General features: G+C 67.9%; 21 protein-coding genes. 15 read left to right on the top strand and 6 right to left on the bottom strand.

Annotated elements, in window-relative coordinates; all coding sequences use genetic code 11:
• The first annotated feature begins 10 nt into the window (after positions 1-10).
• The 6 genes from cbiB to BLW48_RS14770 are packed head-to-tail and all read left to right on the top strand — an operon-like array spanning position 11 to position 4151.
• The gene (cbiB, locus tag BLW48_RS14795; protein WP_093175793.1) at positions 11-982 is read left to right on the top strand and encodes an adenosylcobinamide-phosphate synthase CbiB; all 972 of its coding nucleotides are present in this window, start codon (positions 11-13) and stop codon (positions 980-982) included.
• Entirely contained in the window at positions 979-1983 is a 1005-nt protein-coding gene (locus BLW48_RS14790; RefSeq protein WP_093175790.1) for an aminotransferase class I/II-fold pyridoxal phosphate-dependent enzyme, read from the top strand. Before cbiB ends, BLW48_RS14790 begins: the two co-directional genes overlap by 4 nt.
• 27 nt (positions 1984-2010) lie before the next feature.
• A complete protein-coding gene (locus tag BLW48_RS14785; protein WP_093056505.1) occupies positions 2011-2364 on the top strand; it encodes a CidA/LrgA family protein in 354 nt (117 codons plus the stop codon).
• Positions 2361-3089 (top strand): LrgB family protein, encoded by a 729-nt coding sequence (locus tag BLW48_RS14780; protein ID WP_093175787.1) that lies wholly within the window; start codon positions 2361-2363, stop codon positions 3087-3089. The genes BLW48_RS14785 and BLW48_RS14780 overlap by 4 nt, the downstream gene beginning before the upstream one ends.
• On the top strand, positions 3086-3673 hold the full coding sequence (locus BLW48_RS14775; protein ID WP_256330777.1) for a GNAT family N-acetyltransferase: 588 nt from the start codon (positions 3086-3088) through the stop codon (positions 3671-3673). The genes BLW48_RS14780 and BLW48_RS14775 overlap by 4 nt, the downstream gene beginning before the upstream one ends.
• Before the next feature lie 13 nt (positions 3674-3686).
• Positions 3687-4151: an OsmC family protein gene (locus BLW48_RS14770; RefSeq protein WP_093056508.1), complete on the top strand. Its 465-nt coding sequence runs from the start codon at positions 3687-3689 to the stop codon at positions 4149-4151.
• A gap of 35 nt (positions 4152-4186) precedes the next feature.
• On the opposite strand, the gene BLW48_RS14765 is transcribed toward BLW48_RS14770, so the two are convergent.
• Positions 4187-5101, bottom strand: a complete 915-nt coding sequence (locus tag BLW48_RS14765; protein ID WP_093056509.1) for a LysR family transcriptional regulator — start codon at positions 5099-5101, stop codon at positions 4187-4189.
• 182 nt (positions 5102-5283) lie between these two features.
• On the opposite strand from BLW48_RS14765, the gene BLW48_RS14760 reads away from it, so the two are divergent.
• The 4 genes from BLW48_RS14760 to BLW48_RS14745 all read left to right on the top strand — a co-directional run bounded on the left by BLW48_RS14760 (position 5284) and on the right by BLW48_RS14745 (position 12406).
• Entirely contained in the window at positions 5284-6183 is a 900-nt protein-coding gene (locus tag BLW48_RS14760) for an alpha/beta hydrolase (protein WP_093056510.1), read from the top strand.
• Positions 6184-6330: 147 nt separating this feature from the next.
• On the top strand, positions 6331-7581 hold the full coding sequence (locus BLW48_RS14755) for an efflux RND transporter periplasmic adaptor subunit (protein WP_093056511.1): 1251 nt from the start codon (positions 6331-6333) through the stop codon (positions 7579-7581).
• A gap of 40 nt (positions 7582-7621) precedes the next feature.
• Positions 7622-10891 (top strand): efflux RND transporter permease subunit, encoded by a 3270-nt coding sequence (locus BLW48_RS14750; protein WP_093056512.1) that lies wholly within the window; start codon positions 7622-7624, stop codon positions 10889-10891.
• A gap of 24 nt (positions 10892-10915) precedes the next feature.
• Positions 10916-12406, top strand: coding sequence for an efflux transporter outer membrane subunit (locus tag BLW48_RS14745; protein ID WP_093175785.1), 1491 nt, complete (start codon positions 10916-10918; stop codon positions 12404-12406).
• 77 nt (positions 12407-12483) lie between these two features.
• Here the strand turns inward: BLW48_RS14745 and BLW48_RS14740 are convergent, their stop codons facing one another.
• The gene (locus tag BLW48_RS14740) at positions 12484-12714 is read right to left on the bottom strand and encodes a hypothetical protein (RefSeq protein ID WP_093073835.1); all 231 of its coding nucleotides are present in this window, start codon (positions 12712-12714) and stop codon (positions 12484-12486) included.
• Between the two features lie 175 nt (positions 12715-12889).
• On the opposite strand from BLW48_RS14740, the gene BLW48_RS14735 reads away from it, so the two are divergent.
• The 4 genes from BLW48_RS14735 to BLW48_RS14720 are packed head-to-tail and all read left to right on the top strand — an operon-like array spanning position 12890 to position 16756.
• A complete protein-coding gene (locus BLW48_RS14735; protein WP_093176356.1) occupies positions 12890-14350 on the top strand; it encodes a cobyric acid synthase in 1461 nt (486 codons plus the stop codon).
• Positions 14347-15387, top strand: coding sequence for a nicotinate-nucleotide--dimethylbenzimidazole phosphoribosyltransferase (cobT, locus tag BLW48_RS14730; RefSeq protein ID WP_093175782.1), 1041 nt, complete (start codon positions 14347-14349; stop codon positions 15385-15387). Before BLW48_RS14735 ends, cobT begins: the two co-directional genes overlap by 4 nt.
• A gap of 5 nt (positions 15388-15392) precedes the next feature.
• Complete coding sequence (locus BLW48_RS14725) at positions 15393-16187, top strand: adenosylcobinamide-GDP ribazoletransferase (RefSeq protein WP_093175779.1); 795 nt, start codon at positions 15393-15395, stop codon at positions 16185-16187.
• Entirely contained in the window at positions 16184-16756 is a 573-nt protein-coding gene (locus tag BLW48_RS14720) for a histidine phosphatase family protein (RefSeq protein ID WP_093175777.1), read from the top strand. The genes BLW48_RS14725 and BLW48_RS14720 overlap by 4 nt, the downstream gene beginning before the upstream one ends.
• Positions 16757-16777: 21 nt before the next feature.
• On the opposite strand, the gene BLW48_RS14715 is transcribed toward BLW48_RS14720, so the two are convergent.
• Positions 16778-17620, bottom strand: coding sequence for an Ivy family c-type lysozyme inhibitor (locus BLW48_RS14715; protein ID WP_093175774.1), 843 nt, complete (start codon positions 17618-17620; stop codon positions 16778-16780).
• 3 nt (positions 17621-17623) lie between these two features.
• On the bottom strand, positions 17624-18271 hold the full coding sequence (nth, locus tag BLW48_RS14710; RefSeq protein WP_093175771.1) for an endonuclease III: 648 nt from the start codon (positions 18269-18271) through the stop codon (positions 17624-17626).
• 109 nt (positions 18272-18380) lie between these two features.
• Here nth and BLW48_RS14705 point away from each other — a divergent pair, with 109 nt between their 5' ends.
• Positions 18381-19568, top strand: a complete 1188-nt coding sequence (locus tag BLW48_RS14705; RefSeq protein ID WP_093073843.1) for an aminotransferase-like domain-containing protein — start codon at positions 18381-18383, stop codon at positions 19566-19568.
• Positions 19569-19581: 13 nt separating this feature from the next.
• Here the strand turns inward: BLW48_RS14705 and BLW48_RS14700 are convergent, their stop codons facing one another.
• The gene (locus BLW48_RS14700) at positions 19582-19809 is read right to left on the bottom strand and encodes a hypothetical protein (protein WP_081267286.1); all 228 of its coding nucleotides are present in this window, start codon (positions 19807-19809) and stop codon (positions 19582-19584) included.
• A gap of 66 nt (positions 19810-19875) precedes the next feature.
• Positions 19876-20898 carry a histone deacetylase family protein gene (locus BLW48_RS14695; protein ID WP_093175769.1) on the bottom strand — a complete coding sequence of 341 codons (1023 nt, stop codon included), beginning with the start codon at positions 20896-20898 and terminating at the stop codon, positions 19876-19878.
• Positions 20899-20980 lie beyond the last annotated feature (82 nt).

Here is a 20980-nt window from a genome sequence, read left to right as displayed (position 1 = left end):
GGCGGCTCCCATGCTCCTCCAGAATCTCGAATACGCCATCGCTGTAGCCGCCGCGCTGTGGATCGCACTGGCCATCGACCGCTGGCTGGGTGAGCCGCCTGCGGCGTTGCATCCCGTCGTGTGGATGGGACGCTACCTCGGGCTCGGTTCGCGCATCGCGCCGCCTGCGTACCCCGCGAAGCCGGTGGATCTGCCGATGTTCTTCATTGGCGCGTTGGTGTGGTGCGTGGGGGGCGCGTGCGTCTGGGGCGTCGCCATGGTCTTGCAGACGCTCATGGTGCTGTCGCTGCCCGCCTGGGCCGTTGCACTGCTACTGGGCCTGCTGCTGAAGCCACTCTTTGCCTGGCGCATGCTGCGCGATGAAGTACTTGCGGTCGAGGCCGCGCTGGCCGTTTCGCTCGATGCCGGTCGAAAGCAGTTGGCGCGCTTGGTGAGCCGCGACGTTTCCCGGCTTGGCGAGCGCGAAGTGCGCGAAAGCGCCATCGAATCGCTCGCGGAAAACCTCAACGACTCGCTCGTGGCCCCGGTGTTCTGGTTCGTGCTGCTCGGCCTGCCGGGTGCGGCGCTCTACCGTTTTGCCAACACCGCCGACGCGATGTGGGGCTACCGCGGCGAGCGCAATGGCCGTGATTGGACCTGGCTCGGCAAATGGGCCGCGCGCGCGGACGACGTGCTCTCGTGGGTGCCGGCGCGCATCACCGTGGGGCTGCTGGCGCTGGCGGCGTGCCGCTGGCCCACGGGGCTGTCAGAAGAGGCGCGTCGCACGCCGTCGCCCAACAGCGGCTGGCCGATGGCGGCGATGGCGCTACTCCTTGGTGTGCGGTTGGCGAAGCCGGGCGTGTATGCGCTGAATGCCGAGGGGCGTGCGCCTTCCGCGTTGGACATGCAACGCACCGCGCAACTGGGTGGCCGGGCCGCGTTGGCGGCGGGCGTGTTCGCGTCGCTGGTCATCGTGGCGACAGCCGGCTGGAGGTGGGTATGAGCACGGTGGTGCATGGCGGTCCTGATGCGGCTGGCGCCGCGCCGCACGACTTCTCGACCAATGCCAATGCCTGTGGCCCATGCCCCGAGGCTCTGGAGCGGGTCAGCGCTGCCGACGTCTCGCGGTATCCCGATCCGGCCTACACGGCGTTGCGTGAGCAACTTGCGGTCATGCACGGCGTGGAAGCCTGGCGCATCGTGCTTGCAGCCGGGGCCAGCGAGTTCATCCGGCGCATCACCACCTGGGCGGCCCTGGAAGATCGCGGCGGCCATGGCGAGGTCGCGCTGCCGCCCATGTCTTACGGCGACTATGCGGCGGCCGCGCGAGCCCATGGGTTGCAGGTGGTGCGCGCGCCGCATCCGGCGCGCCAACTGCGGCTCGCCTGGTGCTGCGATCCCTCCACGCCGCTGGGTCAGGCGCAGCAGGGCATTCTCGAGACAGTGGATGCCCTGCCCGAGGGCGTGCCCTGCGTGCTCGACCGCGCCTACGAGCCCTTGCGCCTGGAGGGCCGCCTTGCGCTGAGCCAGAGCCGCCTGGATCGCCTCTGGCAGATGTGGTCTCCCAACAAGGCGCTGGGGATGACAGGAGTACGTGCGGCCTATGTGATCGCTCCGTCAAACGCGCAGGATGCGGTGCGTGCCTTGCTGCGCCTGAGCGCCTCGTGGCCGGTGGGTTCGCACGGCGTGGCAATGCTTTCGGCCTGGACGCAGCCTGACGTGCAGGCCTGGCTTCGTGAAAGCCTCGGGACCTTGCGTGACTGGAAGGCGTCGCAGATGGCCATGTGCAGTGAGATCGGTTGGCACGTCTGGCCCAGCGACGCGAACTTTCATGTCGCCCAGCCCATGGGGGACGACTTCGCCGGTCTGCTGACGCACCTGCGCGCCGAAGGCATCAAGCTGCGCGACTGCGCCTCCTTCGGCCTGCCGGGCCATGTGCGCCTCGGCGTGCTGCCGCCCGCCAGCCAGCAGGCATTGAAAGAGGCCTGGACAAACGCGTCCTGAACACATACACCCGCACCCACAAGAAAAATGCTCTACGCCATCACCACGCTCTTTCTCTGCCAACTGGCCGGCGAACTGCTCGTGCAGTGGCTCGGCCTGCCCATTCCCGGTCCGCTGATCGGCATGGTGCTGCTGTTCATCGGCCTGCTGGTGCGAGGCGGCGTGCCTCAGGTTCTGACCGACACTTCGGGCCATCTGCTGCGCAACCTGATGCTGCTGTTCATTCCGGCCGTGACCGGCGTCATGCTGCATTTCGAGCGGGTGGGGCGCGAGTGGCTGCCGTTTCTTGCGGCGGGCATCGTCGGCGCGGCCTTCACCATGACGGTCACGGCGCTCACGTTCCGCTGGATGATCCGCCTCACCGGCAAGGACGCGCAATGACCGCGCCGGCCAAGCTTTCTGAAATCTGGGTCTTCCTCGCGCAGTCGCCGCTGCTGTGGCTGTCGCTCACGCTGCTGGCCTACCTCGGCGCGTTGTGGCTGCACACACGCAGCGGGCGCAACCCGGTGGTCAACCCGGTGCTGATTTCGGTGATCGTCATCGTCGGCGTGCTGCTGCTCACGCGCACGCCCTACGACACGTATTTCGAAGGCGCGAAATTCGTGCATTTCCTGATCGGCCCCGCCACGGTGGCCCTTGCCGTGCCGCTGTACAGCCAGGTTGGCCGGCTGCGGCGGCTGTGGCTGCCCATCGGTGTGGCGCTGCTGGTGGGCTCGGTCGCGGCCATCGTGTCGGCCATCGGCATCGCGTGGGTGCTGGGCGGCTCGCACGAGTTGATGATGTCGCTTGCGCCCAAGTCAGCCACCATGCCCATCGCGATGGGCGTGGCCGAGAAGATCGGCGGGCTGCCTTCGCTGGCGGCGGTGGCCGCGGCCGTTGCCGGCATCTCGGGCGCGATCATGGCGACCGGGCTGCTGAACCTGCTGCGCATCAGGGAGCCCGCGGTGCGCGGCTTTGCGGTCGGCATGGCGGCGCACGGCATCGGCACGGCGCGGGCCATTCAGGTGAATGAAACGGCGGGCGCGTTCTCCGCGCTGGCCATGGGGCTGAACGGCATCGCTACGGCGCTGCTGGTGCCGCTGATCGTCAGGCTGATGGGGGCATGAAACCATCCATGTCCAAGGCCGAGACCCGTCCGATGGAACTGGTCTGGCCAGCCAAGGCCTACCTGCCAAGCTATGTGTCGGCCCTGAACCGGGGCTGGGCGCGCGACGAGACGCGACCCGAATCGGGCTCCGAGGAACGGGCCGCCATCAAGGCCAATGCCGACCGCTTTCTTGCCAGCCTGGTGGACCGCGAGGCCAAAGGCGGGCGCATCGTCATGCCCGACGGCTCCAGGGTGCGACGCCTGCCTGGCTACAAGTGCTGGATGTGGGACGGCGAGTTCTGCGGCAGCATCGACCTGCGCTGGCAGCCCGGCACCGACGCCTTGCCTCTCTACTGCCTGGGTCACATCGGCTACAACGTCGTGCCGTGGAAGCAGCGCAAGGGCTATGCGACGCGTGCGCTCGGCGCCATGCTGACGCTTGCTGCGGGCGAGGGGCTGAGCCGCGTCGAGATCACGACCAGCCCGGACAACTTCGCGTCGCAGAAAGTGATCGCGGCCAATGGCGGCGTGCTGATCGAAACCTTCATCACCCTGCCGAGCCAGGGCAGCCTCACCAAGTTTCGCTACCGCATCGATCTCTGAAGGAAAATTGCGCATGGCTCACTACACCGCTGAAATCCTCTGGCTGCGCGGCGAGCAGGACTTTCTCGGCAACACCTACAGCAGAAGGCATTCGCTGCGCTTCGACGGCGGCGCGGAAGTGGCGGGCTCGTCGTCGCCGCACGTGGTGCCGCTGCCGATGTCCGATGCGTCAGCGGTCGATCCCGAAGAGATGTTCGTCGCCTCGCTGTCGAACTGCCACATGCTGTGGTTCCTCACGATGGCCGTGAAGCGCAAGTTCGTCGTCGACCGGTATTTCGATGCAGCCACTGGCGTGATGGAGAAGAACGCCGAGGGAAAGATGGCGATGACGGTGGTCACGCTGCGGCCGGAAGTGACCTTTTCCGGCGAGAACGTGCCGACGCGCGAGCAGATCGAGCAGATGCACCACCGGGCGCATGAAGAATGCTTCATCGCTAATTCGGTGAAGACCGAGGTGCGCTGCGAGCCGGTGTACTGACGCGCTCCCTGCCTTGGCTGCCCGCGCGGGCCGATTCAGCGGCGCTGCAGCCGCGGGTTCTTGGCAAACAGCTCCGCTGCCCAGTCAACGAACGCCCGCACCTTCGCGCTCAGGTGCCGGTTGGGCGGGTACACCACGTGAATGGGCAGCGGATCGCGACTCCAGTCCGGCAGCACCTCGACCAGTTCGCCGCTTTCCAGCAGCGGCTCGGCCATGAAGGTGATGCACTGCGAAATGCCGAAGCCGCCGAGCACCGCCGTGATGTGCGCGTTGCTCTCGTTGACCGACACGCGGTAGTGCCCGTTGAGCTCGATGTGCTCGTCGCCCTTCTTGAACTCGTGGGGGTACACGCGTCGCGTGGTGCCCGAGAAATAGCTCACCACCACGTGGCGCTTCTCGATGTCGTTCGGGTGCTGCGGCACGCCGTAGCGCTTGATGTACGCTGGTGACGCCACGGTGACGAAGTGCAGGGTGCCGATGCGCCGCGCCACCAGCGACTGGTCGCTGAGGTCGCCCGCGCGGATCACGCAGTCGACGTTGTCGCTGATCAGGTCGACGGTGCGGTCGCTCACGCCCAGGTCGACCTGGATGTCGGGGTAGCGGTCGCAGAAGGTGGCCAGCGCGGGCAGGATGATCTGCCTCGCCACCGAGGTGCCTATGTCGATGCGCAGCCGCCCCGTGGGGTTGGCCTGCGCATTCGTCATGCTGGCTTCCATGTCGTCGAAGTCGTTGAGCAGGCGCGCGGCGCGCTCGTAGTAGGCCGCGCCGTCGGGCGTGACGGTGACGCGGCGCGTGGTGCGGTTGAGCAGCTTCACGCGCAGGCGCGATTCGAGCGCCTGAATCTGCTTGGTGACCGTGCCCTTGGGCAGGGCGAGCGAGTCTGCCGCCCGGGTGAAGGTGCCGGCTTCCACGACGCGGACAAAGATCCGCATGGCCTGGATTTGATCCATCGAATGCCTGTTGTTGGTGCCCGGCCCACACCGGGGGGAGCGGATTCTCACACAAGGCGCCAAACCCTTGCGAAGCGCCGCGATTGTTGTCGGTTTGGAAACAGAGTAGGGGCGGCTTGCCTGTTTAACGTCACACTGGGCGACTTATATTTCAACCATCGCCCAATTCCCTGAGGTCGCCCATGTCACCCGTTCCATCGTCCCGTTCTGCCGAAGCCGCCGCCCGCGCTGCGGCGCAAGGCGTGGAAGCCGATCTGTCGATCGAGCTGCCCGGTCGCGAACCGGTCGGTGCCCGTGTGTACGGCCAGCGCGCCAAGGGTGACGTTGCACCGCTGGTGCTCCATTTCCACGGTGGCACCTTCGTCTGCGGCGACCTCGACAACGGCCGAAATGTGGCCCGGCTGCTGGCCGGCGCGGGTGCGGTGGTGGTGTCGGTGGCTTACCCGCTGGCGCCCCAGTCGCCGTTCCCGGAGCCGATCGAGGTGGGCTATGCCGCCCTCGAATGGCTCTACAAGCAGCGCACCAAGCTCGGCGGCAAGGGTGCGCAGGTGTACCTGGCCGGCGAAGAAGCCGGTGGCAACCTGGCGGCCGCGGTGGCACTCATCGCTCGCGACCGGGCACATCCGCCGGTGGCAGGCCAGATCCTGCTGTCGCCCATGCTCGACCCGTGCGCCGGTACCGCCTCGCTGCGCAACGCCACCAGCGACGAGCCCGAGTGCCGCTGGGCCAGCGGCTGGGAAAAGTACCTGAGCTGCCCCTCGAACGCCACGCACCCCTATGCGGTGCCTAGCGGTTCGCTGCGGCTGTCGTCACTGGCGCCCGCGCTGGTGCTGGTGGGTGCGGACGACGCCATGCGCGACGAGGCACTGACCTTCGCGGGCCGCCTGCGTGCCGCCGGCATCGAGGTCACGAGCAGCGTGCTGCCCAGCGCCTCGAACTGGCCCAAGGCGCTGTATGACACCGAGAACACGGGTTGCGTGGCCTGTGAGGCCACGGTGCAGCAGCACTTCCGCGAGTTCTTCAGCGCGACCACACCGCCGACCACCGTGCCCACGGGTGCGGCGCCCAACCACCCCAGCTAGCTCCCGGCCAGCCACGGCTGCCTGATCGACACGCTGCCAGCGCGGCAGCGTGCGAGGGCCCTCTTTTTCCTGAATTCCGCCTCCTGGTGCCAAAAGCGCCGGGGTGGCCTGTTGCATCCCCAAAGTCATCGAGAAGGACGAACCATCATGTCGAACAACGAGAAAAAGCTGTCTTCCGTAGCCCGCAAGGGCCTGTGGCCCGCCGTGACCGGCATTACCGCACTGCTGGCGGTGGCCGCCGCGGTGGTTGGCATGTACAGCTTCAAGGCCGAAGCCAACAACGCCCCGGCCGCGCCGCAAGCCACGCCGGTTTCCGTCGCCACCGTGGCGTCGAGCGAGATCAACGCCTGGGACGAGTTCTCGGGCCGGCTCGAAGCCGTCGAGCGCGTCGACGTGCGCTCCCGCGTCGCGGGGGCCGTGCAGTCGCTGCACTTCCGCGAAGGCGCGCTGGTGAAGCAGGGTGAGTTGCTGGTCACCATCGACCCCGCACCGTACGCGGCCGAGGTCGAGCGCGCCGAAGCGCAGGTGGCATCCGCACAGGCCCGCCAGTCGTTCAGCCGCAGCGAGCAGGAGCGTGCCAAGCGCCTGTGGGACGACAAGGCCATTGCCCAGCGTGAATACGACGAGCGTGTGAACGCCGGCCGCGAAGCCGACGCCAACCTGCGTGCGGCGCAAGCCTCGCTGCAGTCGGCGCGCCTGAACCTGGGCTACACCCAGGTGCGGGCTCCGGTGTCGGGCCGCATCGGCAGGATCGAGGTGACGGTGGGCAACCTGGTGGCGGCCGGTCCGGGCGCTCCGGTGCTGACCACGCTGGTCTCGGTGAGCCCGATCTACGCGAGCTTCGATGCTGACGAACAGGTCATCACCCGTGCGCTGAAAGACCTGCCGAGCGGCTCCAGCGCCCGCGGCCAGATCGAGTCGATTCCCGTGCAGATGGGCACCGCCGGCCTCGACGGCACGCCCTTCACCGGCAAGCTGCAGCTGATCGACAACCAGGTCGACGCCCGCAGTGGCACGGTGCGTGTGCGTGCCTCGTTCGACAACAAGGACGGCGCGCTCATCCCCGGCCAGTTCGCCCGCATCCGCATGGGCCAGGCTCGCAACGACACCGCACTGCTGGTGAGCGAGCGTGCCATCGGTACCGACCAGAACAAGAAGTTCGTGATGGTCGTGGGTGAAGACAGCAAGGCCACCTACCGCGAAGTGACCCTGGGCACTTCCATCAACGGCCTGCGTGTCGTGAGCAAGGGCCTGAAGGCGGGCGATCGCGTCATCGTCAACGGCCTGCAGCACATCCGCCCGGGTGCGCTGGTGGCGCCGCAGCAAGTGACCATGGACGCCAAGGCGGACCCCAAGCAACAACAACCGGAACGCGTCGCGGAAGCGGCCAAGTCCTGATTTCGGAGGAGGGCGCACCCGCGCCCACCGGAGAACCATCATGAATCTCTCAAAATTCTTCATCGACCGGCCGATCTTTGCCGGCGTGCTGTCGCTATTGATGCTGATAGCCGGCCTGATCGCGCTGCGCGGGTTGCCGATCTCGGAGTACCCGGAAGTCGCGCCGCCCTCGGTGGTGGTGCGCGCCACGTACCCCGGCGCCAACCCCAAGGTGATCGCCGAAACCGTCGCCACACCGATCGAAGAGCAGATCAACGGCGTCGAGGGCATGCTCTACATGGGCAGCCAGGCAACCACCGACGGCGTGCTGACGCTCACCGTCACGTTCCGCCTCGGCACCGATCCCGACAAGGCACAGCAGCTCGTGCAGAACCGCGTCTCGCAAGCCGAGCCGCGCCTGCCCGAGGAAGTGCGCCGGCTCGGCATCACGACCGTCAAGAGCGCACCTGACCTGACGATGGTGGTCCACCTCGTCTCGCCGAACAACCGCTACGACATCAACTACCTGCGCAACTACGCGGTGCTGAACGTGAAGGATCCGCTGGCGCGCATCGAAGGCGTGGGCCAGGTCCAGATCTTCGGCGGCGGCGACTACTCGATGCGCGTGTGGCTCGACCCGCAGAAGGTCGCGCAGCGCGGCCTCTCGGCCAGCGACGTGGTGGCTGCCATCCGTGGCCAGAACGTGCAGGCCGCGGCCGGCGTGGTCGGCGCTTCGCCGGGCCTGTCGGGCGTGGACATGCAGCTGTCGATCAATGCGCAAGGGCGCCTGCAGAGCGAAGAAGAATTCGGCGACATCATCGTCAAGAGCGGCACCGATGGCGCCGTGACCCGCCTGCGCGACATCGGCCGCCTCGAAATGGGCGCCGCCGATTACTCGCTGCGTTCGCTGCTGAACAACGACCCGGCCGTCGGCATGGGTGTGTTCCAGGCACCGGGCTCCAACGCGCTCGACATCTCGTCGAACGTGCGCAAGACGATGGCCGAGCTCAACAAGAACATGCCCGAGGGCCTGGAATACCGCATCGCTTATGACCCGACGCAGTTCGTGCGCGCATCGATCGAATCGGTGATCCACACGCTGCTCGAAGCCATCATGCTGGTGGTGCTGGTCGTGATCCTGTTCCTGCAGACGTGGCGCGCTTCCATCATTCCGCTGCTGGCCGTGCCGGTGTCGGTGATCGGTACCTTCGCGGTGCTGCACATCCTCGGTTTCTCGATCAACGCGCTGAGCCTGTTCGGGCTGGTGCTGGCCATCGGCATCGTGGTGGACGACGCCATCGTGGTGGTGGAGAACGTCGAGCGCAACATCGAGGCGGGGCTCACGCCGCGTGAAGCAACCTACCGTGCGATGCGCGAAGTGTCGGGGCCCATCATCGCGATCGCGCTGGTGCTGGTGGCCGTGTTCGTGCCGCTGGCCTTCATCAGCGGTCTCACGGGCCAGTTCTACCGCCAGTTCGCGGTGACGATTGCGATCTCGACGGTGATCTCGGCGATCAACTCGCTCACGCTGTCGCCCGCACTCGCTGCCTTGCTGCTGCGCGGCCACGATGCTCCCAAGGACGCGCTGACGCGCGGCATGGACAAGGCTTTCGGCTGGCTGTTCCGCGGCTTCAACAAGCTGTTCCATCGCGGCTCCGAGGCCTACAGCGGCGGCGTGAAGCGCGTGATCTCGCGCAAGGCGCTGATGCTGGCGATCTACGTCGCGCTCGTCGCCGTGACCTTCGGCCTCTTCAAGGCGGTGCCCGGCGGCTTCGTGCCGGCGCAGGACAAGCAGTACCTGATCGGTTTTGCCCAACTGCCCGACGGCGCCACGCTCGACCGCACGGAAGAGGTGATCACCCGCATGGGCGACATCATGAAGAAGAACCCGAACGTGGAAGACGCCATCGCCTTCCCGGGCCTGTCGATCAACGGCTTCACCAACAGTTCGAACTCGGGCATCGTGTTCGCAACGCTCAAGCCCTTCGACCAGCGCAAGCGCCCCGACCAGAGCGGCGGTGCGGTGGCCGGCCAGCTCAACGGTGCCTTCGCGGGCATCCAGGACGCCTTCATCGTGATGTTCCCGCCGCCGCCGGTGGCGGGCCTGGGCACCACGGGCGGCTTCAAGCTGCAGCTGGAAGACCGTGCCTCGGTGGGCTACGACCAGATGGACGCGGCAGTGAAGGCCTTCATGGCCAAGGCACAGCAGGCGCCCGAACTGGCCGGCATGTTCACGAGCTGGCAGGTCAACGTGCCGCAGCTGTATGCCGACATCGACCGCACCAAGGCGCGCCAGCTCGGCGTGCCGGTGACGGACATCTTCGACACCATGCAGATCTACCTCGGCAGCCTGTATGCGAACGACTTCAACAAGTTCGGCCGCACGTACAGCGTGCGAGTGCAGGCCGATGCGCCTTACCGCGCCCGTGCCGAAGACGTGGGCCTGCTGAAGGTGCGCTCGACCACGGGCGAGATGGTGCCGCTGGCCGCGCTGATGAAGGTGAATTCGACCTTCGGCCCTGAACGCGCCATGCGCTACAACGGCTACCTGGCCGCCGACATCAACGGCGGCCCGGCACCGGGCTATTCGTCGGGCCAGGCGCAGGACGCGATCACCAAGATTGCGGCCGAGACGCTGCCCAAGGGCGTGAGCTTCGAGTGGACCGAGCTGACGTACCAGGAAATCCTGGCCGGCAACTCCGCCTTCCTGGTGTTCCCGCTGGCCATCTTGCTGGTGTTCCTGGTGCTGGCCGCTCAGTACGAAAGCCTGACGCTGCCGATCGCGATCATCCTGATCGTGCCCATGGGCATCATGGCCGCGATGGCGGGCGTATGGATATCGGGGGGTGACAACAACGTCTTCACGCAGATCGGGCTGATCGTGCTGGTGGGGCTGAGTGCGAAGAACGCGATTCTTATCGTGGAGTTCGCACGGGAGCTCGAATTCGCCGGCCGCACACCGATACAAGCCGCCATCGAAGCCAGCCGCCTGCGCCTGCGCCCGATTCTGATGACCTCGCTGGCCTTCGTGATGGGCGTGCTGCCCCTCGTGCTGTCGACCGGCGCGGGCTCGGAGATGCGCAAGGCCATGGGCGTGGCGGTGTTCGCCGGGATGATCGGCGTGACGGCCTTCGGCCTGTTCCTGACGCCGGTGTTCTACGTGCTGCTGCGCCGCCTCGCGGGCAACCGGCCGCTCAAGCTGCATGGCGAAGTGCCGCATGGCGACGACTTCGTGTCGGCCGAGCATCCGGCTGCGCCGTCGCACGGTGGCTCGGGCGGTGGTGGGCTGCACCCTGTGCCTGCATCGCCGCGTCCCTCGCATGACGACTGATCAATAACAAAGAGAAAGCTCATCATGAAATTCTCAGTTCAACCGCTGGTGAAGCCTCTTCGTACCGCCTTGCTGCCGCTGATGGCCGCCCTGGTGCTGGCCGGCTGTGCCACCGTGCCTTCGGGCCTGCCCGAGATCACGACCACGGCGCAGTTCAAGGAGCAGGGCAAGGACGGCATGTCACCGCCGGCCGGCTTCACGCGCGCCGTGCCTTCCGAGGCACAGGCACGCGGCGCCTGGTGGCTGGCGTTCAATGACCCGACGCTGAATGCGCTGGTCGAGAAGGCCGACGTCAGCAACAACAACATCCAGGCCGCAGCCGCGCGGCTGGCCGAGGCTCGCGCGCTGGCGCGCAGCGCCAACGCCGACCGCCTGCCGCAGATCGGCCTGAGCGCCGGCGCCAACCGCGGCGCCGGCCTGGACAAGGCCACGGCCAGCACCACGCCGGCCACGATGACCAACATCGGTGCCACGTTCTCGTACGAAGTCGACCTGTTCGGCCGCCTCTCGGGCGCCAGCAATGCTGCCAAGCTCGACGCGACCGGCCGCGAGGCGCTGCTGCAAAGCACCCGGCTCGCGGTACAGGCCGAAGTGGCGCAGACCTACCTGCAGCTGCGCGCGCTCGATGCCGAACGCGCGCTGGTGCGCGAGCAGGTCGAGGCTTATCGCGACACGCTGCGCCTGTCGCAGCGCCGCGAACAGGCCGGCGACATCGCCGAGCTCGATGTGGCGCGCGTGCAGACCGAGGTGTCGTCGACCGAGTCGGACGCGCTCGCACTCGACCGCCAGCGTGCCCAGGTGGAGCACGCGCTCGCAGTGCTGGTGGGCGACTCGGCTTCGAGCTTCGGCCTGCGCAGCGACGAGTGGTCGACCGCCTTGCCGTCGATCCCGCCGGGCGTGCCGGCCACGGTGCTCACGCGCCGGCCTGACGTGTCGGCGGCGCAGAACGCTGTGCTCGCCGCGCAGGCCCGTGTCGGCGTGGCGCAGGCCGCGTGGTTCCCGGACATCTCGCTGACCGGCGCCGCCGGCTATGCCTCGCCCGAGGTCGGCGACCTCTTCAAGTGGTCGGCGCGCTCGTGGGGCGTGGGCGCGCTGCTGTCGCTGCCGATCTTCGACGGCGGCCGCCGCGAGGCCGGCGTGCAGGGCGCCAATGCCCAGCTCGACGGTGCGCTCGCGAGCTATCGCACGCAAGTGTTGGTGGCGTTCCAGGAGGTCGAAGACCAGCTGGCTGCCATCCGCATCCTGCAGGAGCAATCGGTGGTGCAGGCGCAGGCCGTGACCTCGGCCCAGCGCGCTACCAGCCTGTCGGACACGCGCTATCGCAACGGCTACATCAGCCAGCTCGACCTGCTGGACGCACGCCGAAGCGAACTGCGCAACCGGCGGCAGGCGCTGCAGGTGAAGTCGGCCCAGTACCAGGCGGCCGTGGGGCTGATTCGCGCCATTGGCGGCGGATGGGAAGCGCCGGCGCCCGTTGCTGCGGCCGGCGCACAGACCAAGATAGCCACGCGCTGAAAAGTGACGACCCAGACGACCCAGGATTGAAATTGACAGCCTGAACGCCGCAAGGCGGTCTTTGCGCCGTCGTGGGCTTAGCCGGCTTTGCCGGCGAGGTTCGCGGCGGCGCTTATTTTTTGCAGCTCCGCCGCGCCCATGGCCAGGGCGCTGGAATAGCTGGCCTGCGGCCTGGCCGCCGTCCGGTAGACCCGGTAATCGAGGGTCTCGGAGGCTTCGTCGCCATGGCGGGCTTCGAGCAGGGTCCAGAAGAACTGGCCCGGTTCGCGTTCCTCGACGGTGAGCGCCAAATCGTTCAAGGCTGGCATGGGTCCCTGGAGTGCAGTGCGGTGTGTGATGTCGGGTGTACGCAAGAAAGGGACTGTTGGATTCACCGGATGCGTTTGCAACGCCTTGGGTGTGAAAAATGTCTCATTTCGTCGGCTTGGTTCTGTCTCGCTCGGTCTTTTTCGGGCCGGCGCGGTGCTCAACGACAATCCGCCGATGAGTTCAAAGGCGAAAAGCGGGCCGGCGCGGTGCGTCATGGTTCTGGGCACCACCAGCGGAGCCGGCAAGAGCTGGCTGGCCACGGCGCTGTGCCGCTGGTATGCGCGGCAAGGCCTGAAAGTGGCGCCCTTCAAGGCGCAGAACATGAGCAACAACGCCCGCGTGGTCGATGGCGGCGAGATCGGCAGCGCCCAGTATTTCCAGGCCCTGGCCGCGAATGCGCTACCCGACGTGCGCATGAACCCGCTGCTGCTCAAGCCCGAGCGCGATACCCATAGCCAGGTGGTGCTGATGGGGCAGGTGAGCGAAGAACTCTCGGCCTTGCCCTGGCGTGGCCGCAGCGAGCGCGTCTGGCCGCAGATTGCGCAGGCGCTAGACGAACTGCGCGGCGACAACGACGTGGTCGTGATCGAAGGCGCCGGCTCGCCGGCCGAGATCAACCTGATGGCCAGCGACATCGTCAACATGCGCATCGCCCGGCATGCTGGCGCGCGCTGCCTCCTGGCGACCGACATCGACCGCGGCGGCGCTTTCGCCCACCTGTACGGCACCTGGGCGCTGCTGCCCGAGGCCGACCGGGCGCTGCTGCGCGGCTTCGTGCTCAACAAGTTCCGCGGCGATGCCTCGCTGCTCGCGCCCGCGCCGCAGCAACTGCAGGAACTGACTGGCGTGCCCACCGTGGCCACGCTGCCGATGTGGTGGCAGCACGGCCTGCCCGAGGAAGACGGCGTGTTCGACGACCGCAGCCGCGCCAGCGGCACTGTCACCCGCACCGTGGCGGTGGTGGCGTACCCGCGCATCAGCAACCTCGACGAATTCCAGGCGCTGAAGAACGTACCGGGCGTGCGGCTGGTCTGGGCCCGCACGCCGGCCGACGTGGCTGGCGCCGACTGGATCGTGCTGCCCGGCTCCAAGCACACCAGCGGCGACCTGGCCTGGCTGCGCGCGCAGGGGCTGGACCGCGCCGTGGCCGCCCACGCCGAACGCGGCGGCGCGGTGCTGGGCATCTGCGGCGGGCTGCAGATGCTGGGCGAGGCGCTGGTCGATCCGCACGGCATCGACGGCAACGCGCCGGGGCTCGGCCTGCTGCCGCTGGTGACGGTGTTCGCGCGCGAGAAGACGGTGCGGCATCGCACCGCGACCTTCGGCGAGCTGACCGGCACTTGGGGCCCGCTGTCGGGCGTGCCCGTTGTCGGCTACGAAATTCATCACGGCCAGACCGCCGCACACCCGCAGATGGCGCAGGACGGCCACGCCGTGATGCCTGACGGCCTGGCCTGGCAGAACGCGCGCGGCAACGTGCTCGGCATTTACCTTCACGGCCTGTTCGAAGACCCCGGCACGCTGCATGCATTGTTCGGTGCCTCCGTGCCCACGCTGGACGCCACCTTCGACGGCCTGGCCGACTTCATCGACACCCACTTCGACGCCGGCGTGCTCGCCGGACTGATTGCATGACCGAGACCATCCCCACCATTTCCGACATCACCGACGCCCCGCTTGCCGCCCGCCTGCACAGCGCGATCGACAACAAGACCAAGCCGCTCGGTGCTTTGGGCCGGCTCGAAGCGCTGGCCTTGCGCATCGGCAGCATCCTGGGCACTGAGAACCCAGAGCTCGAAGCGCCGCAGATGCTGGTCTGCGCGGGCGACCACGGGCTGGCGGCGCGCGGCGTCTCGGCGTTTCCTAGCGACGTGACCTGGCAGATGGTCGAGAACTTCCTCGCCGGCGGCGCCGCCGTGAGCGTGCTCGCGCGCCAGCACGGGTTGGCGCTGACGGTGGTCGATTGCGGCGTGCGGCGCGACTTCCAGCCCCGCCCGGGACTGGTGTCGCGCCGGATCGCCGAGGGCACGGCCGACGCCTCCACGGGCCCGGCCATGACGGCAGCCCAGTGTGCACAGGCCATCGTCAACGGGCGCGAAGTGGTGCGTGCGCTGCCGGGCAATGCGCTGCTGCTTGGTGAGATGGGCATCGGCAACAGCTCTTCTGCCGCGCTGCTGCTGTCGCGGCTGGGCGGGCTGGGCATCGACGTCTGCATCGGCGTCGGCACGGGCCTGGACGCGGCTGGGCTGGCGCGCAAGCGCGAGGTGCTGCGGCAGGTGCTTGCGTTGCACGCGAGTGCGACGGCGCCGCTGGACGCACTGGCGGCCTTCGGCGGTTTCGAGATCGCCACGCTGGTCGGCGCGGTGCTGCAGGCGGCCGAAGAGCGGCGCGTGATCGTGGTCGACGGCTTCATTGCCAGCGCGGCGGTGCTGGTGGCACAGGCGCTGCAGCCCTGTGTGGTGCAGCGCTGCGTGGCCGCGCACTGCTCGGCCGAGCCCGGGCATCTGCTGCTGCTGGAGCGGCTGGGGCTGGACCCACTGCTGAACCTCGAACTGCGCCTGGGCGAAGGCTCGGGCGGTGCGCTGGCCTGGCCGCTGCTCGAATCGGCCTGCCGCATCCTGCGCGAGATGGCGAGCTTCGAGTCGGCCGGCGTGTCGCGCAAGGACGCCTGAAGCGGATGAACGGCGTTCGCCACTTCCTGCTCGCGCTGCAGTTCTTCACGCGTGTGCCGGTGACGGGGCCACTGGCCGCATGGGTCGGCTTCAGCCCCGAGATGCTGCGAGCGAGCGCGGCCCATCTGCCCGGCATCGGATGGCTGGTGGGTGGGGTGGCGGCGCTGGTATTCACGGGTGTCGGCATGGGGCTGCCCGGCGTCGCGGGCGCGCTGGCAGCGGCTTTGCTGAGCACCGTCGCCACCGTGATACTGACTGGCGCCTTCCATGAAGACGGACTGGCCGACGTGGCCGATGGCTTGGGCGGTTCGGCCGACCGGGACCGGGCTCTGGAAATCATGAAGGACTCGCGCATCGGCGCCTTCGGTGCGATTGCGCTGGTGCTGGCGCTGGCCCTGAAGTGCGCGCTGCTCGCCGTGCTGGCCGGGCGTGGCCTGCAGACCGTGGCCGTTGCCATCGTCGGCGCGCACGTGCTGTCGCGGCTGATGCCGCTGTTCCTGATCCGCTGGCTGCCTTATGTGGGCGACAGCGGGGCGAGCAAGGCCAAGCCGCTGGCGGATGCGATCAGCGGCGGAGCGCTGGTGATTGCGCTGGTGTGGACGGTTCCGGCGGTGGCGCTGCTGCTGTGTGCGCACGACGCCGTGCAGGTCGGGGCGGCCGTGCTTGCGACCGTTCTGGTCGCGGGCTGGATGGCGAGGCTGTTTCTTCGGCGGCTGCAAGGCTTCACCGGCGATGGCCTGGGCGCGACGCAGCAGGTCTGCGAGCTGGCGATCTACCTCGCGCTGGCGTGGCGCGCATGAGCTCGAGCCGAAACCTCTGGCTCCAGCGTCATGCGCCCGTGGTGGCCGAGCCCGGCCTTTGCTACGGCGCCACGGACCTCGAAGCCCATGAGGACGCGACGCTCGAAGCCGCGCAGCGCATCGCGCCCTTGCTGCCTGCGGACATCACCTTGATCAGCTCGCCGCTGCGGCGCTGCGCCGGGCTGGCCGATGCCATCGTCACGCTGCGGCCCGATCTCCGGGTACAGCACGACGCCCGGCTCGCCGAAATGAACTTCGGCGGCTGGGAAGGGCGGCCGTGGTCCGCCATTCCGCGCGAAGATTTCGAAGCCTGGACCGGCAACTTCGCCGACGCGCCCGCGGGCGGCCACGGCGAAAGCGTGCGTGCCTTCATGCAGCGCGTGGCGGCCGCGCACGATGAATGGCTGGCGGGCAAGGGCGACGCGCTGTGGGTCACCCACGCTGGCGTGCTGCGCGCGATGACGCTGCTGCACCGGGGTGTGCGCTGTCCTGCAGTTGCTGCCGATTGGCCTGCCGGCGAGATTGCGTTCGGCAGCTGGCTGACTTTCGACAATTCACCCGCCATCTGACAGGCTCCCCGGCCAGTCAGCTCAGTTCTTCTGCCGCCACTGTTCGCGCCAGAGCTTTTCGAGCTGCGGCGCCAGCGCCGCCGGCGGCGAGCCCACGAGGCGGTTGCTGCCGTTGCGCTGCACCAAGCCGTAGATGCGGCCGGAGCCCTGGTCGTAGAGCGCGATCGCGTTGTTGTCGAAGCAGTCGTGCGGCTTGCAGAAGGCGTGCAGCAGGTAGCGCGTGCCCTCGACCGTCACCCATTGCGGCTCGGGTGCCGGGCCTTCGCGGCGCACCAGCCAGCGGTCGTTCTCGCGCGCGCCCAGGGCGGCGCGCCAGGCCTTCTGCATGGCCGGGCCCTGCGCCAGCGCCGCCGGGCTGCCCGTGGGCGGGGGAGGCACCTTGGCCTTGGGCTCGGTGGGCGGGGGCTCGGCCCGCGCGGCGCCTTCGCAGCGCCAGTAGCGTTGCTTCATCAACTCGGGGCCCAGCTGGCCGGCGACCGGCTTGTCGGCGTCCAGCGTGATGTACTGGCCGCGCGTCGTGCGGTAGACGAGGAATGTCATCGAGCCGGCTTTGCCCGCGTCGCTCATCAGCGCCACGTCGAAACCTGCCGGCGGCGGACTGTTGCCGAAGAAGCTGTGGGCTGTCTGCGGCTCGCGGGTGACCACGCGGCGCTTGCCGCTCTCGGCGATCAGCTTGTCCTGGAGCACCTGCAGCGTCGGCGCCGAGGCGTCGGCGCAGTTCGTCGACCAGCGGCCGCCGTAGAGCGTCATGGCGTCGGGCGGCAGGCCCGCGGCCGGCTGCTGCGACCAGGCCGCGGCCGGGAGGAGGGCTGCCAGCAGCGCGGTAGCCAGCAGCGTCCGGGTGTCGTTCTTTGGTGTCGTCATTCTTCAGGCCGTTTTCGGGGAGGGCGTCTTTGGTTTATAGGCGCAGAAGGTGGCCACCGCACATTCCCAGCACCGCGGCTTGCGCGCCACGCAGATGTAGCGGCCATGCAGGATCAGCCAGTGGTGCGCATGCAGCCGATATTCCGGCGGAACGCGCTTCTCGAGCTTGAGCTCCACTTCGAGCGGCGTCTTGCCGGGCGCGAGCCCGGTGCGGTTGCCCACGCGAAAGATATGCGTGTCGACCGCGATCGTCGCCTCGCCGAAGGCCACGTTGAGCACCACGTTCGCGGTCTTGCGTCCGACGCCGGGCAGCGCCTCCAGCTCGGCACGGGTGCGCGGCACCTCGCCGCCGTGCAGCTCCACCAGCATGCGGCAGGCCTCGATCAGGTGCTTGGCCTTGCTGCGGTACAGGCCGATGGTCTTGATGTACTCCTCCAGCCCCTCGACGCCCAGGTCGAGGATGGCCTGCGGCGTGTTCGCGACAGGAAACAGCTTGCGCGTGGCCTTGTTCACGCCCACGTCGGTGGCCTGCGCCGACAGCAGTACGGCTGCCAGCAGCTCGAAGGGGCTGTCGTATTCGAGCTCGGTCTCGGGTGTGGGGTTGGCCGCCTGCAGGGTGGCGAAGAAGAGGGAGATGTTGTCTTTTTTCATTGGGCTTCGTGAGTGCGGCTCGCGCAATATATCGTTGAAAGGCGATAGCCTTACGCAGCTTTATTGCCCGAGCTTTGGTGACAATGTCACCCAGAAAGTGAGACTGACCATGCAATTCGCCTCCCGCCTCGACAACGTCGAGACATCCGCCATCCGCGAACTCTTCAAGCTGCTGGGCAAGCCCGGCATCATCAGCTTCGCGGGCGGCTTCCCCGACAGCGCCATGTTCGACGTCGAGGGCCTCAAGGAGGCGAGCCAGAAGGCACTCACCGAAGAACCCGGCGGCGCGCTGCAATACGGTGCCACCGAAGGCTACGAGCCGCTGCGCACCCAGCTCAGCGCTTTCATGAAGACCAAGGGCGTCGACGTCGACCCGAGCGGCCTGATCGTCACCACCGGCAGCCAGCAGGCGCTGGACCTGCTGGGCAAGACCATGATCTCGCCCGGCGACAAGGTGATCGTCGAGGGCCCGACCTTCCTGGCGACCATCCAGTGCTTTCGCCTTTATGGCGCGCAGCTCATCAGCGCGCCCATCGACGCCAACGGCGTGAAGACCGACGAGCTGGAGAAGCTCATCGCCGAGCACAAGCCCAAGTTCGTCTACCTGATCCCCACCTTCGGCAACCCCAGCGGCGCGATGCTGACGCTGGAGCGCCGCAAGAAGGTGCTCGAACTGGCCGTGAAGTACCAGACGCTGATCGTCGAGGACGACCCCTACGGCGACCTCTACTTCGGCGAAGCCCCGCCGCCGTCGATCCTTGCGCTGAGCAAGGAAGTGCCGGGCAGCCGCGAACTGCTGGCCCACTGCGGCAGCCTGAGCAAGGTGCTGAGCCCCGGCCTGCGCATCGGCTGGATGATTGCTCCGCCCGAGCTGCTGGCCAAGGCAACGATGTGCAAGCAGTTCAGCGACGCGCACACGAGCACCTTCTCGCAGGCCACTGCCGCCCAGTACCTCAAGAGCGGCCGCATGCCCGCCACGCTGGCGCATGTGCGCGAGGTGTACGGCCAGCGCGCGCAAGCCATGGGCGCGGCGCTGAAGCGCGAGCTGGGCGATGCGGTGAGCTTCACGCAGCCCAACGGCGGCCTGTTCTTCTGGGCGCGCCTCACGGGCGCCAACGGCAAGCTTGCGGATGCGAATGAACTGGCGAAGCGCGCGATCGAGAAGCTCGTGGCCTTCGTGCCCGGCGCGCCATTCTTTGCCGAGAAGCCCGATGTGGCGACGCTGCGTCTGAGCTTCGCGACGGCCGATGTGGCGAAGATCGAAGAGGGCGTGAAGCGCCTCGGTCAGGCGCTGTAAAGAGCGTTGCCGATCACGGCGAGCGGTGCAGCCGGGGCGCCGCAAGCAGCTCCAGGTTGTCCGCAATGGCCGCATCCACGTTCGGATAGCGGCCTTTCATTTTCGAGAGCGTCATGATGGTCTGCAGCGCCTTCAGGTCCTTGACCGAGGGCGCGACCTTGATCTGCGCGATGGCGGCGGTGGGATTGCCACCATTGATCAATGCCATCACCTTGCTTGCCCAGTCGTTTGCGCGCGCCATGTCTTTACCTGCTTCCATTCGAAGCGCCGACTGTACACAGCGCAGCGGCCGTCGCCGCCAAGACCATCACGCGATATCCGCGAATCCCCCGAAGAAGGCGCTTGCATTGGCTTCCAGGCTCTCCAGGTGATAGCCGCCTTCCTGGACGATCAATGTCGGCAAGCCCAGCGCGCCAACAGCCTTGCCCAGGCGCCCGAAGCCCTCGGTCGTCACCGCGACCTGCGACTGCGGATCGTCCTTGTAGATGTCGAAGCCGAGGGCCAGCACCAGCGCGTCGGGCGCGAAGCGCCGCAGCGCCTCCGTGGCCTCGTCGAGCCGCTCGAAGAAGACTGCTTCCGGCGCGCCGTGCGGCATAGGGAAGTTGACGTTGAAGCCTTCGCCCTCGTCGGTCCCGCGCTCGTCTTCGTAGCCGGCCACTGCCGGGTAGAAGTTGGTCGGGTCACCGTGGATCGACACGTACATCACGTCGCTGCGGCCATAGAAGATTTCCTGCACGCCCTGGCCGTGGTGCATGTCGGTGTCGAGCACCGCCACACGCCCGAAGCGCCCGCGCAGCGCCTGGGCGGCGATGGCGGCGTTGTTGAGGTAGCAGAAGCCGCCGGCGGCATCGACGCGTGCATGGTGGCCGGGAGGGCGGCACAGCGCATAGGCTGCGCGGGCGCCGTCGGTGATGGCCGTCGCGCCGGCCACCGCGCTCTGGGCCGACCAGTACGCGGAGCGCCAGGTCTCGGCCCCGACCGGGCAACTGCCGTCCGCAAGGTAGCGCGCCGCCTTCGCCAGGATGCCGCGCAGGCGATTGGGCTCGCGCACGTAGACGTTCGACATCACCTCGTCGCCCCAGTCGGGCGGCATCTGCTTCCATTCACCGTGTGCTTCTTCGAGAAAGCGCAGGTAGTCGTCTCTGTGCACGGCGGCCAATGGTGCCATGCCGGCATCGGCCGGTGTCCGCAGGTCGAAGCCGAGCGATTGCACCGCGGCGACGAGCCGCAGCGCGCGCTCGGGAATTTCCTGTGGGGTGCGCATCTGTCCACGCGACAGATAGCTGCGCGGATGGTGCAGCAGCTGTTCCGGATGAAAAAAGGTCAGCATGGGTGATTCGGCGTGGTCGCCGCGGGATTTGCCTGGCAGCCATGGTAGCGAGCAAGATCGATGCCCATCCAGGGCATCGGGC

Source organism: Variovorax sp. YR266 (assembly GCF_900107295.1).
GTDB lineage: Bacteria > Pseudomonadota > Gammaproteobacteria > Burkholderiales > Burkholderiaceae_C > Variovorax.
The sequence above is the reverse complement of the archived record's forward strand: the minus strand, read 5'-3'. Positions and strand labels throughout refer to the sequence as shown.